At 37.2% G+C, this 14,788-nt stretch carries 17 protein-coding genes; 5 read left to right on the top strand and 12 right to left on the bottom strand.

Annotated elements, in window-relative coordinates; genetic code table 11:
- Positions 1 to 93: 93 nt before the first annotated feature.
- Positions 94 to 1,377: a dihydroorotase gene (locus IPH66_07420; GenBank protein ID MBK7129174.1), complete on the top strand. Its 1,284-nt coding sequence runs from the start codon at positions 94 to 96 to the stop codon at positions 1,375 to 1,377.
- Positions 1,378 to 1,459: 82 nt separating this feature from the next.
- The gene (locus IPH66_07415; GenBank protein MBK7129173.1) at positions 1,460 to 1,924 is read left to right on the top strand and encodes a methyltransferase domain-containing protein; all 465 of its coding nucleotides are present in this window, start codon (positions 1,460 to 1,462) and stop codon (positions 1,922 to 1,924) included.
- A gap of 72 nt (positions 1,925 to 1,996) precedes the next feature.
- Here the strand turns inward: IPH66_07415 and IPH66_07410 are convergent, their stop codons facing one another.
- The 4 genes from IPH66_07410 to IPH66_07395 all read right to left on the bottom strand — a co-directional run bounded on the left by IPH66_07410 (position 1,997) and on the right by IPH66_07395 (position 5,352).
- Positions 1,997 to 2,647 (bottom strand): hypothetical protein, encoded by a 651-nt coding sequence (locus tag IPH66_07410; protein ID MBK7129172.1) that lies wholly within the window; start codon positions 2,645 to 2,647, stop codon positions 1,997 to 1,999.
- Positions 2,640 to 3,590, bottom strand: a complete 951-nt coding sequence (locus IPH66_07405) for a ParB/RepB/Spo0J family partition protein (protein MBK7129171.1) — start codon at positions 3,588 to 3,590, stop codon at positions 2,640 to 2,642. Before IPH66_07405 ends, IPH66_07410 begins: the two co-directional genes overlap by 8 nt.
- Positions 3,591 to 3,606: 16 nt before the next feature.
- Positions 3,607 to 4,410, bottom strand: coding sequence for a ParA family protein (locus tag IPH66_07400; protein ID MBK7129170.1), 804 nt, complete (start codon positions 4,408 to 4,410; stop codon positions 3,607 to 3,609).
- 243 nt (positions 4,411 to 4,653) lie between these two features.
- Positions 4,654 to 5,352 carry a glycosyltransferase family 2 protein gene (locus tag IPH66_07395; protein ID MBK7129169.1) on the bottom strand — a complete coding sequence of 233 codons (699 nt, stop codon included), beginning with the start codon at positions 5,350 to 5,352 and terminating at the stop codon, positions 4,654 to 4,656.
- Between the two features lie 188 nt (positions 5,353 to 5,540).
- Here IPH66_07395 and IPH66_07390 point away from each other — a divergent pair, with 188 nt between their 5' ends.
- Positions 5,541 to 6,119 carry a DinB family protein gene (locus IPH66_07390; GenBank protein MBK7129168.1) on the top strand — a complete coding sequence of 193 codons (579 nt, stop codon included), beginning with the start codon at positions 5,541 to 5,543 and terminating at the stop codon, positions 6,117 to 6,119.
- Here the strand turns inward: IPH66_07390 and IPH66_07385 are convergent, their stop codons facing one another.
- The 6 genes from IPH66_07385 to IPH66_07360 form a co-directional block, all read right to left on the bottom strand.
- Entirely contained in the window at positions 6,120 to 7,043 is a 924-nt protein-coding gene (locus IPH66_07385; protein ID MBK7129167.1) for a lysophospholipid acyltransferase family protein, read from the bottom strand.
- Between the two features lie 89 nt (positions 7,044 to 7,132).
- Complete coding sequence (locus IPH66_07380; GenBank protein ID MBK7129166.1) at positions 7,133 to 7,684, bottom strand: DUF4924 family protein; 552 nt, start codon at positions 7,682 to 7,684, stop codon at positions 7,133 to 7,135.
- On the bottom strand, positions 7,684 to 8,343 hold the full coding sequence (locus IPH66_07375) for an OmpH family outer membrane protein (protein MBK7129165.1): 660 nt from the start codon (positions 8,341 to 8,343) through the stop codon (positions 7,684 to 7,686). The genes IPH66_07380 and IPH66_07375 overlap by 1 nt, the downstream gene beginning before the upstream one ends.
- A gap of 243 nt (positions 8,344 to 8,586) precedes the next feature.
- A complete protein-coding gene (locus tag IPH66_07370) occupies positions 8,587 to 8,991 on the bottom strand; it encodes a DUF1987 domain-containing protein (GenBank protein MBK7129164.1) in 405 nt (134 codons plus the stop codon).
- A gap of 132 nt (positions 8,992 to 9,123) precedes the next feature.
- Complete coding sequence (locus tag IPH66_07365; GenBank protein ID MBK7129163.1) at positions 9,124 to 9,954, bottom strand: hypothetical protein; 831 nt, start codon at positions 9,952 to 9,954, stop codon at positions 9,124 to 9,126.
- Between the two features lie 124 nt (positions 9,955 to 10,078).
- Positions 10,079 to 12,349, bottom strand: a complete 2,271-nt coding sequence (locus IPH66_07360; protein ID MBK7129162.1) for an aconitate hydratase — start codon at positions 12,347 to 12,349, stop codon at positions 10,079 to 10,081.
- A gap of 132 nt (positions 12,350 to 12,481) precedes the next feature.
- On the opposite strand from IPH66_07360, the gene IPH66_07355 reads away from it, so the two are divergent.
- Entirely contained in the window at positions 12,482 to 12,880 is a 399-nt protein-coding gene (locus IPH66_07355) for a PaaI family thioesterase (GenBank protein ID MBK7129161.1), read from the top strand.
- Between the two features lie 34 nt (positions 12,881 to 12,914).
- On the opposite strand, the gene IPH66_07350 is transcribed toward IPH66_07355, so the two are convergent.
- Together IPH66_07350 and IPH66_07345 are read right to left on the bottom strand one after the other, a co-directional pair.
- Positions 12,915 to 13,535 carry a hypothetical protein gene (locus IPH66_07350; protein ID MBK7129160.1) on the bottom strand — a complete coding sequence of 207 codons (621 nt, stop codon included), beginning with the start codon at positions 13,533 to 13,535 and terminating at the stop codon, positions 12,915 to 12,917.
- A gap of 22 nt (positions 13,536 to 13,557) precedes the next feature.
- Positions 13,558 to 14,187: a hypothetical protein gene (locus tag IPH66_07345; protein ID MBK7129159.1), complete on the bottom strand. Its 630-nt coding sequence runs from the start codon at positions 14,185 to 14,187 to the stop codon at positions 13,558 to 13,560.
- A 62-nt stretch (positions 14,188 to 14,249) separates the two neighbouring features.
- Between IPH66_07345 and IPH66_07340 the strand changes: the two genes are divergently transcribed.
- A complete protein-coding gene (locus IPH66_07340; protein ID MBK7129158.1) occupies positions 14,250 to 14,738 on the top strand; it encodes a hypothetical protein in 489 nt (162 codons plus the stop codon).
- The last annotated feature ends 50 nt before the right edge of the window (positions 14,739 to 14,788 follow it).

Below are 14,788 nucleotides of genomic sequence, written 5' to 3'. Positions count from 1 at the left end.
TGTACTCAGTTAACCTGAACGGATTAAGATAGGCCATTACAAAAATGTATCGTCTGATCAACTCAGAATACTGATTACAAAAAAAAATATCTGATGAAAATTCTCATACAATCAGCCCGGATTATCTCTCCCGGAAATGAGTTTCACAACAAGGTTTGCGATATTTTTATTGATGAAGGTATAATCAAAGAAATTGGTCAGGGATTAAAAGTTGATGCTGATAAAACATTCACCTCCCCTAACCTTCATGCTTCACCGGGATGGTTTGATGCGAAAGTTAATTTTTGTGATCCGGGTCTTGAACACAAAGAAGATTTAAATTCAGGACTTCAACTGGCAGAGGCAGGCGGAATGACAGCGGTTGCAACAAGCCCTGATACTCATCCTAAAATTTCTAACAAAGCACAAATTGAATATTTGATCAATAAGTCATCTATGTCTCCGGTACAGGTATATCCGTTTGGTGCCTTGACTGATCAATTGGGCGGAACCGTGCTGGCAGAAATGTATGATATGCAACAAGCCGGTGCTATTGCTTTTAGTGATGCCGAAAAACCTGTTTCGTCAGGCATCATGTATCGTGCACTGCTGTATGCAAAAAATTTCAATGGGGTAATTATTTCTTTTCCGTTTGATTCATCTATTGTGGGTAAAGGATTTGTGCATGAAGGAAAAGCCAGCATATACACGGGATTAAAAGCCATTCCTTCACTGGCAGAATATATGGTTGTGCAACGTGATTTGAGTTTGTTAGAGTATACAGGATCTCGTTTACATTTCACCGGAATATCATGCCGTGAATCTGTGAATCTTATTCGTGACGCCAAAAAGAAAGGATTAAATGTAAGCGCTGATTGTTATATCAATAATCTTTGTTTCACTGAAGAAGATGTACTTGGCTTCAATGCAAATTTTAAAACTTTACCTCCTCTTCGTTCAGCTGACGATCAACTTTCTCTACTTGAAGGATTGAACGATGGAACCGTTGATTTTGTTTGCTCTGACCACAACCCTGAAGATATTGAAAACAAAGAAGTAGAATTTGATCAGGCAGCTTTTGGAACCATTGGAACGCAAACTTTATTCTCAGCATTGCGATCAATAAAAAATCTAAGCATTGATCAAATCATACAGTATATAGCGATTAATCCCAGAAAAGTGCTTGGCATACATCAGTCACCTATTGCAGTAAATCAAAACGCAAATATTACCTTATTTGATCCATCAGGTGAATGGGAATTCAATGCAAGCAATAATCTTTCAAAATCAAACAACAGCCCTTTACTCGGAAAAAAACTGACCGGTAAAGTGTTAGGTATAATCAACAACGGTATTTTATCAACTCAACAAGAACGTGAACAAATCCAGGGCGCATAGCAGAAAATTTCTACGTACTTTTTTTAAAGAGAGAAAACAAGTTGGGGCCTTAGCTCCAAGTTCAAGATTTTTAGTACGAAAAATGTGTGATCGTATAGATTTCTCAAAATCAAAAGTAATTGTTGAACTTGGTCCGGGCACCGGAGTATTTACTTATGAATTGATTAAGCGTTCAGCAAGTGACGCCAAGATTTTTATTTTTGAATTAAATGAGAATTTTTACCAATTGCTTAAAGAAAAAATCACTGATCCTCGTGTTGTGATTTTTAATAAAAGTGCTGACCAATTAGACATTATTTCAAAAGAATATGGAATCAAACAAGTTGATGCAATTCTTTCTTCTCTGCCCTTGGCTGTAATACCTGAAACCACCAAAAAGAAAATATTGGTGAAAGCCTATGAAGCACTAAAATGCGGAGGTGTTTTTGTACAATATCAATATTCTCTTGCATCAAAACGGCTGATTAAAATGTGCTTTCCAAAAATGAAAATATCGTTCACCACGGTTAATTTTCCGCCTGCCTTCGTTTATTCTTGCGTAAAGTAAATATATAAATTCCTTTGTGTTGCCAAAGTTGTGAGCTGCACTTGCAACCGATGTTCACTACGTTGATTCTTGCTAAAAAACTAGGCCTACGCCTATTCCGGCAACATTTCTGTCAAATAAAACAGGATAATAATGAAAGCTTAGATCTTCAGAAACATCAAAGTGTACAAAATGTCCGTCAACTAAAGCTTCAACAACGTTCAATCCCCAAACAGCAATGAATCCTACAGCAAATAAATCACGATATTTTGCTGCCTGATCATATCCGGGATAATACAAGTTGTCAATAGTTTTACCGTCCAACAATTCATCATTTGACCAGGTAAAATAATTTGTATTTGACATGGCATTTCCATTATCATAGCGATATAGCCATTCTCTTTTTAAACCTTGAGCCGTGATTAGGTTATTGTAGAAGTAATAACCCGTTACCCCAAGTGCACTATAAATAATTGGCACTTTCCACCATGCTCTATTTTTTTTGTTTTGCACGCGGCGATATCCAATTTCATTATAAATCTGTCCGGCACCCGGTAGACAAGCTGACCAAATAGTAGCATGTTTCCAAAGATGATGATATGCAGTGTCTTTGCTCAACGAATCTTTCTCTTTATTAACGTGAACTTTCAATGAATCATCTGATTCAAAGGAAAAACGAGCTGATAAATTTCCAGCAAAGAGAAAAAATGATAAAATTGAAAATAAGAAGCCGAGTTTATACATTCACTGCATTTGCGTTCCCAATAGCTGAAATGATTCTGTCCAAATCATCTTGAGAATCAAAAGAGATAACGATTTTTCCTTTGCCTTTATTGTCTGAAGATATCTGAACCTTTGTAGCAAGATTTTCAGCTAAACGATTTTTGAATTCCAAAACAGATACGCTAAGCTCAGCTGATGTAGTTTTTTCAGAATGATCAATGAGAGAATCTAAGGTAGATTTATCATCATCGGATTTAGGTTCACGTTTACTTTTAATTAGATTTTCAACATCACGCACAGACAATTCTTCTTCCACAATCTGATGAAAAAGATCAATTTGTGTTGCTTCATCTCCCGCATTTACCAGAGCACGCGCATGCCCCATGGTAATTAATCCTTCACGAATACCCACTTGAACCGCTGCAGGTAATTTCAATAAACGTAAAAAGTTGGTGATGTTAGAACGGCTTTTACCTAGTTTTTGACTAAGTTGTTCTTGAGTTAAATTACACTCATCAATCAAACGTTGATAAGACAAAGAAACTTCAATGGCATTGAGATCTTCACGCTGAATATTTTCAACCAAGGCCATCTCAAGCATATTCTGATCATTGGCAATACGAATATAACAAGGCACTTCAGTAAGCCCGGCTAATTGAGATGCTCTGAAACGGCGTTCACCTGATATGAGTTGATATTTATCTCTACCAAGTTTTCTAACCGTGAGTGGCTGAATAATGCCATGCTCGCTTATTGAGTTACTCAATTCTTTCAAGGCCTCTTCTTCAAAATTTGAGCGTGGATTGAAAGGATTTGCTTCAATTTGAGAAATCTGCAAAGATGAAATAGATCCAACAGTTTGACCGCCGGCAACTCCAATATTTTTTGTGGTAATATCAGTGCTTGAATTTTCCAGTAAGGCACTTAAACCTCTACCCAAAGCCCTTTTCTTATTCGTTGTCATTCCTGGTTTCGTTTAATTAGTTGGACAATTGTTTATCTTTATTTTTCATTTTTGTCAGATCATTTTTCTGCAAAACTTCACGCGCAAAGTTCAGGTAATTAATAGCCCCTTTGCATGTTGCGTCATGCATGATGATAGTTTCACCAAAACTCGGCGCTTCACTCAACCGAGTATTGCGATGAATGATGGTATCAAAAACCAATTCCTGAAAATGTGTTTTCACCTCATCAACCACTTGGTTAGCCAAACGCAAACGGGTATCATACATAGTGAGCACAATACCTTCAATATCCAAAGCCTCGTTGAGACGACCCTGAACTATTTTAATGGTGTTAAGTAATTTACCAAGCCCCTCAAGAGCAAAATACTCACATTGAACCGGAATTATAACCGAATCAGCTGCGGTAAGCGCATTTACAGTTATTAATCCTAAAGAAGGAGAACAATCAATGATAATGAAATCATAATTGTCTTTGATTTTGTCTAATGCCATTTTTAAGCGTTGCTCACGGTCAGGCATGTTGATCATCTCAAGTTCTGCTCCAACTAAATCAATATGAGCGGGAATGAGATCAAGATTTGGATTTTCTGTAGGTAAAATTACCTGTGCAGGATCCAGGTCATTGATCAGGCAATCGTAAATATTTTGGGTAATTCCTTTGGGGTCAAGTCCAAGACCTGACGTTGCATTGGCTTGCGGATCAGCATCCACAACTAGTGTTTTGTATTCAAGCACGCCAAAAGCTGCGCCTAAATTAATAGCTGTAGTGGTTTTCCCTACTCCTCCTTTTTGATTGGTAACCGCAATGACTTTTCCCATGATATATCCCCGATTTTACAGAACCTCAAAGATACCGAAATCAGCCAAAAAATCAGGAATTGTTGAAAACTTCTTAATTCCTTGTCATTGCAGGGATTGAAAGAATTAAAACGCTTGAAAAACTGAGAAAACAAAAAATTACGCTTGCTGCGCTTGAACCTGTCATCAGCTTTATTTTGCCTGAGACGTTTAATTATCATGTTCAATCATATTTCATTGATCGGGCATGGTCGAGAGCTTTCTCTACCGAAGATATTTGAAAATGCTGAAAATAATTTTATACCCTGCCAAGATGGTTCCTTTAATAGTGCCTGATACTTTGGATACGCCAATGCGTTTTTTATAGTTCACCGGTACTTCAGTGTATGGCAATTTGTTTTTTGCCGCTTTGATTTGCATTTCAATGGTCCAGCCGTAGGTTTTATCTTTCATTCCAAGCTTGAGTAATGCATCATAACGTATAGCGCGGAATGGTCCCAAATCAGAATATCTTACCTGGTAAAAAATTCTCATGAGACGCGTAGCCAGCCAATTACCAAAAACCTGCGGAAAAGTCATAGATCCTTTTTCACGGTTACCAAGTGCTCGTGAGCCAATAACAAAATCAGCACTGCCATTCAGAATGGGTGCAACCAAAGCCGGCATTTGATCAGGATAATCAGAATAATCACCATCAATAAATACCACAATATCCGGTTTTACAACTCGCTTTTCGAGGTGTTCCATTCCTTTCAAACAAGCCCAACCGTATCCTTTTCTTGATTCATACACAACGGTTGCACCACATAATCGGGCATTATCAGCAGTGTTATCATGTGAGCCATTATCACAAACAATGATCTCATCAACTAGGCCGGCGGGAATTTCATTAACCACCCGGGCAATTGAATTTTCTTCATTCACTGCAGGAATAATTACAACAATTACAGTATTAGTTTTCATTTATTGAGAACAAAATTACACATCACTTTGTTGGTATACTAAATGCCTTGACGATAAAAAAAAGATATCTGACAAAGTACCGTTTATATTTTTACAGCAGAGATCATTTGAAACATCAGTATAAATAATCTATATTTGAAAGGACAATGACAAACGTACTCTCCAATATCAATATTAAAAAAACACGCGTGAGTGAGCTGCTAAAAAAACTTGCAGACCTTACAGGAATATTGAGTGATGAGGTGCGTAAAAACTTTCTAGAGCTCACACCAGAACAACTTTTTTGGCGTCCTAATGATAGAACTTGGAGTGTTGCTCAGTGTTTGGCACATTTGAATGCTTATTACAGTTTTTACATCCCTGTTTTCAGAGAGCGCATTAAAAATACCCGATTCAGAACTCCGGGTCAGTATTTTGTAAGCAGCCCCTTGGGCACCGCATCTATACTTGCAGTTAAACTTGGTAAAGTAAAAAATGTGAAGCGTAGATTGAAGGCGGCAAAAGATTATAATCCACTGATCAATGCCACCTTGCCAACTGAAAATGCGGTTCTTGAATTTTTGGCCTACCAAGATGAAATGCAAAAGTTAATTGCTGATTCTCGCTTTATCAATGTGCGCAAAGCAAAATGCACGTTGGCAGTTACCTCACTAATTAAATTAAGATTGGGTGATGCTTTTCAAGTTGTGGTTTATCACAATGAACGCCACGTGGAGCAAGCAAAAAATTTACTCAAAATGCCAAGTTTTCCAAAAGGCAAGGTGTGATTAAGACCTGAATCTTTTCACAAATTTATTTCGGTGAATTGCTCTAATTTCATCAAGATTTTCAGGTACATCCTTTTTCCATCGTTTGTGTGACCATAACCAAAATTCAGGTTGAATGTGAATGGTTGATTCTAAATCACGCACATAGGTTTCAGTGACAAATCCATACGGCTCTAGTCGTGGCTTTTCTGTAATGAGTTTCAATTCAACTTCATAATAACCTCTGCGTACCTGATGAATGGTGGCTGATACCACGGGCATGTCAAATTCATTTGCCATAAATTCAGCTCCAAAATAAAAGGCTGTTGTTTGATTCAGAAATTGAGTCCAGTAGCAATTCTCATCTTTACCCGGTGATTGATCACCTAATACCAAAGTGGCGGTCACTTCATTTCCCAATTTTTTCAATTCATCTTTATAATTTGTACCGTGCACTACTTTCATTCCAAACCTTTCACGCTTTTCAGTAATTTTTTTGTCCCAGTATTTATTAGAAAGCGGAGCCCCAATTCCAACAGCTTTGTGATGAAACAACAAACTTTGCGCAGTAATTAATAATTCCCAATTATTGTAGTGTGATGACAACAGAATGATGCTTTTTTTCTTTTTATATAATTGATGAATCACCTCAGGATTGACAACTTTCACACGATCTTTTAACTCATCTTCTTTCATGAATAAATTGCGCACTGATTCAGCAAATAAGTCAGTGAAATATTTATAGAATCTTTTTTTGAAATACTTGATTTCTTTGATTTCACTATGGGGAAACGAGCGCTGCAAATTCTGCATGACCACTTTACGGCGGTAAGGAATAAGGCTTATGAGCAAGAAGTAAAAAAAATCAAAGAATATATAAATGATTCGCAAAGGCAGGTGTCCAATGGGAACAACAACGAGGTAATATAAGAGGCGATCTTTCAAAACAAAATCTTTAGCGAAACTAAATAAAACGGTTAGATAAACGTAAAGACCGAGGGCTTATTTTATTTGAGCGGATGAATTATCTTTTGCTAATTATTGGCAAAATTGAGTTCACCTTGTTTCATTTTTTTATAGTATAAGGCAAGATAACCCAACATGGTCGATATCTGAGCAAACGCATCTTCAGTGGCTTGAGAGAATGCCTGCCCCTTTAATTTCAGAATGAGTTTACTGTACAAAGCGTTGAAACCAACCTCAACCAAGTTTACATTTGCAGCATTACTTTTATGTTGAAAATCTTGCAAGGCAGGTAAAGCCTTCTCAAACAGTTCAAGGTATTTTTTATTTTGAATGATATTGATTAATGTATTGTGCAACAACAACAACTCCATTAAAATTTCATTGATTTCAGAAAGATGACCGCTTTGTTTGATGTTTTCATCTTGCATTTGCGTAATCAATTTCTCATACCACGCGCGGTATTCCTGCAACAAACGTTCATCTTTAATTTGTGGGGCTATAATAGTGTAGACAATGTTGTCAGTGTCAAAATTATTTGCACGTATCAGGTCTTCAATCTGAAACATGTAGATGACATGCTCAGCAATATTATTTTCAAGCGTGCGCCTTGCAATGAGCATTATTCGGTTTTTTCAGCTTCTTGAGTTGTAACGGTTGAAGTGGTATCGTAATCACTGTTCATCAATTCAATCAACTCATCTGTAATATCCATTTTTGGATTACAGAATAAAAATTGTCCTCCAACCTGATAACTGATAACGTAATCATAGCCATTTGCAAGTGCTAAATCACGACAGTATTTTTGTATACGAGTCAAACCCGTCATAGTCAATCTGGTTTGAGTTTCCATTAAATCTTGTTCAAGGGTTTGCTGCAATTCCATTAATTCTAACTGAAGTTTTTCACCTTCTTGCTGATATTGCATTTGTTCTGATGAAATCAAAGGTCCTTTAGCTTGCCATTTTTTATCCCAGCGAATCATCTCATCTTGTTTTGCTTTGAGTTTATTTTCTGCAGAAATTTGAGCATCCATTATCTCTCTTTCTAAATCTTTTACAAATTCACTACGTGTATTAAGTGAATCAGAATAATAGTAAGCAATCACAGCACCATCACCTTTTTCATGCATTTTACTCAAATCTGTACTGTCAACCTCAGTGGCATCAACAGTTTCATTACCTGAGGCAGGCATTTTAACAAAAAGAATAACAACGGCTATTATCAGAATAAAATTGATAACCAGAGAAATAACGGCAAGTTTATTGGAATTATTTTGCATGATTGATTTTGAAAATTTCATTGCAAAAATAGAACAATATCCCGATAATGTGCATATTGAAATCTTACCATGGCGTCAAAGAGATCAATATTAAAGATATTTAACAGGAATTGGACCTAACTATTTGATCATATTGGCTCAATATTCTTTGCCAAAAACCAGTGGCTTTAGGCTACAATGTGTGGTGTAAAAATAAAAAGCCCCGGTTTTTATTCCGAGGCTGATTACTTGATAAAAAATTGTTTATGCCAATGCTGTTCTTCGTTCTTCCATTGAATAACTAATGAAATCAAACGGAACTTTGACCATAAAAGCGTAGTCTTGCCCAACTTCAAACATGTCTTCATCTTCTTCATTGTACAACCACTGAACGCGCACAAACTTATTTTTAGCTTTGAGCTCATTTAACTTATACAACAAAAATAACAGGCGTTTTGAAGATGAGATATTAAAATATTCAAGATCAATTTTTAACACCGTATTATCAACCGGATTTGCGACATAATCTTCAAACCAAGTCAAAATATTACTGTAAAATTCTTCAGCATCGTCAGGAATAGATTTTCCTTTAATTTCAAACACCTGATTAGTTGGATCAAATAATACCTCAGGAGTTTTAATGGTAGATGGTATACGTAATGCTTCCATAGGCAAATTGGAGTTTCAAGGTAAATATCCGAATAAATGTTGAATCAGGTTTCAAAATTTCTACTAATCGGCTTATCCGGTAGACAAATTTTACGTTTAGGCAGTCAGATAGTTTCAGCCAAAATTCCTTTATTACGCATCTTGGTGATAATGAAGTAGTTTTTCAGCGGGGTTACTTAAACAAACTATTTTATTTATTCCAAACGACAATGCTGCACTGCTTATCTGCGCATGAAATGCATTAGCCAAACCTCCAACCAAGGTCATCTGCTCAGCCTTGTATTTGGTGATTAAAGATTTCACATGTCTTGAAAAATAGAGATGAAAATAATTCACCAATAATTCATCTAAATGCTTGTTTTGACTAAACTGGCTAACTACCATTGGTAAACGCGCGGGCAAATGCAAATCAGGACGACTGTAGAAATGGGTTGTAAAATCATTCCGCTCTACACCAACAGCAATTGAAACTGCCTGATCTATTTCAGGAGGAAGATCATGATTGAGCCAAGCAGATAAAATTAATTTTCCTAATTCAAGTCCTCCACCAATATCATCAATCAAGTATCCATGCCCACCTTTGCGATCAACAATTATAGTTCCGTCATACCAGGCCGCAAATGCACCGGTTCCCATTATACCAACAAGTCCGCTCATTGTCCCATAAGCAGCACGCCCAGCACCTAACTGATCATCAAATACAGAAATCTGTCCGCTGAAAACAGGTTTGAGCATTTCTCTCACCTTCAGTTTATTTTGTTCAGACACCAATCCGCTTCCATAAAAAAATACCTGCGCATTTTGAGGCAAATGCAGTTTTAATAAAGATTGTTCAAGATGAGCAGAGTATCGGTTAGGATTAAATCCAGGCAAATGATGTTCTGTAACCGGTTGACCATCTTCTTGAATTAAGAGTGTGGTTTTGGTGCCTCCGGCTTCAAATAAACAAAGTGTTTTTTTCATATACAACAAAGCGGAATGAAAATGTATTGAATGAACATCGCATACCAATCATTCATCAAACTAAAGTAGAAAAAAAAAGGTCGCACTCATTAGGTGCGACCTAGAATAATCATACTGCCTAAATTTAAGCAGGTTGTTGTTGCATTTTAATCAGATTCAGCGCTGAACCGGCTTTGAACCATTCAATTTGTTGATCATTATACGTATGGTTCAGTTTAATTTCTTCAGCTGTTCCATTCGCATGATTGAGTTTAAGTGTCAACTGTTTTCCTGCTGCAAATTGAGCAAGATCAGTAAAATCAAGCGTATCATCTTCTTGAATTTTATCCCAGTCAGCCTGGTTAGCAAAAGTCAAAGCCAACATCCCTTGTTTTTTCAGATTTGTTTCATGAATACGCGCAAATGATTTCACAATCACGGCAACAACGCCAAGGTGACGTGGCTCCATAGCTGCGTGTTCACGTGATGATCCTTCACCATAATTCTGGTCACCAACCACAATTGATGGTACACCTGCTTTTTTATATGCTCTTGCAGTAGCAGGTACTTCACCTGTTTCACCGGTAAGTTGATTTTTCACATTGTTCACTGCGCCACCAAAAGCATTGACAGCACCAATGAGCATGTTATTAGAAATATTATCTAAGTGACCACGATATTTCAACCAAGGACCAGCCATAGAAATATGGTCAGTAGTACATTTTCCTTTTACTTTAATAAGCAATTTAGCACCATGAATATTTTGACCATCCCAGGCTTTAAATTCTTCCAATACTTGTAAACGATCAGAAGATGGGCTGATATTCACGTCTACCTTACTTCCGTCTTCAGCCGGAGCCTGATATCCATTGTCTTCTACTGCAAAACCTTTTTGAGGTAATTCATCTCCGGCAGGTGGATCTAATTTTACTTGTTCACCTTTATTATTGGTCAAGGTATCAGTGATTGGATTAAAGCCAAGATCGCCGGCAATTGCCAATGCAGCAACAATTTCAGGTGAAGCTACAAACGCATGCGTGTTTGGATTTCCATCAGCTCGTTTTGAGAAATTGCGGTTGAATGAGTGAATGATGGTATTTTTTTCACCTTTATCTGCACCTGCTCTATCCCACTGTCCAATACATGGTCCGCATGCGTTGGTAAAAATTTTTGTATCAAATTTTTTGAAGATATCCAGCAAACCATCTCGCTGAGCGGTGTATCTCACTTGCTCAGAACCCGGGTTGATTCCAAATTCTGCTTTTGCAACCAAACCTTTTTCAACAGCTTGTTTCACTATGGATGATGCACGCGCTAAATCTTCATACGATGAATTGGTGCATGAACCAATCAATCCCCACTCAACTTTCAGAGGCCAGCCATTTGTAGTTGCCTTTTGTTTCAACTCATTGATTGGTGTAGCCAAGTCAGGGGTAAATGGTCCGTTAACATGAGGCATCAAGGTTGATAAATCAATTTCAATAACTTGATCAAAATATTTTTCAGGATTTGCATAAACCTCAGCATCACCTGTTAAATGTTCAGCTACTTTATCAGCCAATTCCACAACATCAGCACGTCCTGTTGCATTTAGGTAACGACGCATAGAATCATCATAACCAAATGTTGAAGTAGTTGCCCCAATTTCAGCACCCATGTTACAAATGGTTCCTTTTCCTGTGCATGAAAGTGATTCAGCGCCTGAACCAAAATATTCTACAATGCATCCGGTACCACCTTCAACGGTGAGTATTCCGGCAACTTTTAATATCACATCTTTTGGTGCAGTCCAGCCATTTAATTTGCCGGTTAATTTTACACCAATCAGTTTAGGAAATTTTAATTCCCACGCCATACCGGCCATTACATCTACTGCGTCAGCACCACCAACACCAATGGCTACCATTCCTAATCCACCCGCATTTACAGTGTGTGAGTCAGTACCAATCATCATTCCGCCGGGAAAAGCATAATTTTCTAATACCACTTGGTGAATAATACCTGCACCCGGTTTCCAAAATCCGATACCGTATTTGTTGCAAACAGATGAAAGGAAATTGAAAACCTCATCATTTTTATTGAGAGAATCTTGCAAATCTTTTTCTGCACCAATTTTTGCCTGAATTAAGTGATCAGCATGTGCAGTTGAAGGCACAGCAACTTTTTTACGACCGGCTTGCATAAACTGCAACAAGGCCATTTGAGCTGTTGCGTCTTGCATGGCAACGCGATCAGGCGCAAAATCAACGTAGGAATTACCACGCTCAAAAGCCTGCGTCACCGGATTATCCCACAAGTGTGCGTAAAGAATTTTTTCACTCAAGGTAAGAGGTTTACCAACTACTTTGCGAGCTGCCGCAATGCGTTCAGGATATTTTGCATATACCTGTCTGATCATTTCAATGTCAAAAGCCATAGGTGTATTGTTTCTATTATTTCGGTATGCGAATTTAATTATATTACCGTGTTCTTCATCTGTAATCTTTACTTTTATATATCAAGTTTTAAAATACACAGACCAATGAATCATTTTGAAAGACTAAGAAAGATGTACCTATCTTCCCCGATTCATGATTATTACAAAGGTATTGAACTGAATATTTCAACAGGTTTGGCTGAAATTAAATTACCGGTTGATGTTAGATATTTTCATGCTGCCATGGCTGTGCACGGTTCTGTCTATTTTAAACTGCTTGATGATTCGGCCTATTTTGCTTGTCAATCAAATGTTCAAGACTTTTTTCTACTCACAAAAAATTTCACGGTTGAACTAAAAAGACCCGTTACAGAAGGTTGTATGATAGCTACCGGAAAGCTTGTATCATTTGACGGTCACACCTATTTTGCCCAATCTGAAATTTTAAATCTTCAGGAAAAAATTTTAGCAACCGGAAGAGGCGAATTTGTCAAAGGAAAAACCGGCTTAGATCAAGTGCCCGGGTATTAACAAATCACCCCCCCCCTGATTTTGACTAATGCTTTTATTGTTTGTAAAACCAATTCACTGAAATAGATGAACACATCTCATTTTGTTCAGGATAGAATCTGAAACCAACAGATATCATGTAATCATCAGACTGATAGGTTAACTCTCGAAAATTTGATTCATGCATTTGATCACTATAAGGCTCACCCATTATGGCAATTATTTCAGCTGGTTTTTTACCAAAAAATTTCCTATCTTCTTCAATCATGTGATAATAGTTTGCCGCTGAATCTAAATCAGTTTCAAAGTACGGGGGATATGATAAAACCTCCATAAAGATGGTTTGCACAGTTTGCGTTTTAGCCGACACCCACACGTAAACAGGCACTTTTTCAAGCACATTGAAATGATAAATAAATTGAGATGAATCTGCTGTGTATTCACCATAGGTAAATTTACCCAATATGCTCTCTAAATAAAGTTCGTGCGTGCCATATTTTACTCCTAAAAAATCATCAAAATCATTGGCGGATTTTTTTGCTAATGAATCTACATTCAAAAGAGTATCCATGTTGAGAGAGTCAGTTTGTGTCTCAGACTGAGGAGAATTACCCGCGCAACCTGAATACAAGGTTAGAAATAAGAGGGTGGGAATTATAACTGCGTTCCACTTCATGAATCTGTTCATAGTAATTACGTTAATATTTCCATTCAACCATCACTGAAGTGCAAAGGTTATCTTGCTCAGGATAAAACTTAAAATTGACACTTGTTTTATAATCTTTAGAGTGATACGTGAGTGATTGAATATCACCTTTGAGTTTTTCATTGGATGAAGGTTTGCCAAAATCTTCTGTTAATTCATCTTGGGTCATGCCAAAAAATCGCATATCACAATCAGAGATATGAAACTGCGCTGCCACGGCTTGCATGTCTTGATTCATTTCATCACCGGTTGATAAAATTTCAAGCGAAATTAAAATTACCTGAGAGGTGGCTGAATTTACCACAACATTCAGCGGTGCGTCTTCAATGGCATAAAAACCATAGATAAATCCTGATTGATCACCTGTATATGTTCCGCTGGTAAAGGGGCCAAGTAAAACAGGCAGATCTTTCTCATGCGTATCGGGTTCAAGGTTTATAAAAGATTTGAAATTTTCAACATCACGATTTTCACAATCAGACTGATTGGTGCAGCCCAATGAAACAATCAAAAGAAGTAGGTAAATGCCAAACTTGTAATTCATAAAAAATTGATCTGGGTTGTTTGTCGTGCAAAGATAAGCGCTAAAACCAATTGAAATAATGGTATTATATTCGTGCATGAATATCAAGATTCAATTTTGTTGATTATTTGCCTGATGAAACCACTAAATAAAATATTATTATGAAAGCACTATACGTTATTGCATTGATATTATGCGTGGTTTTTGGAATAGTGGTACTTTATCTAGCCAGCGAATATGACCGAGTGTCATGGAGTATATTTATGGATTCATTGTATGGGGATGGATATTATGATTACTACGATTATCGCAGAAGTGAACTCAGCCAGATAACCATGATCGGAGGTGTTGTTTCACTATTGTTTACGGCTTTTTTCGCGTTGACCTACTCTTTCACCATTGCAAAGATTAACCGCACAACATCCAAGGTGATGAGCATTATTGGTGTTTGTTTTACCGGTATTGTCTTTTTAGCTTCTCTTGTTCCGGTTGCTGATCCAGGAGGTATATCATTTGATGAAGAATTTGGTCCTTTTCTATTTCTCTACATGTTGATTATGCTTGCGTTTAGCATTGTAAATTTGGTTCAAGCAGTGAGAAACGGATCTAAACACCAAGTGAGCAATTATACGGTAGATGATATTGCTTGAGATCATCATGGTAACGTTTTGCCGCTTGGCGCAGGCGGGAATTTCCAATA

This window comes from Crocinitomicaceae bacterium, from assembly GCA_016708105.1.
GTDB lineage: Bacteria > Bacteroidota > Bacteroidia > Flavobacteriales_D > Crocinitomicaceae > JADJGJ01.
Note: the sequence above shows the minus strand (reverse complement) of the source record. Positions and strands in the feature narration are given on the sequence as shown.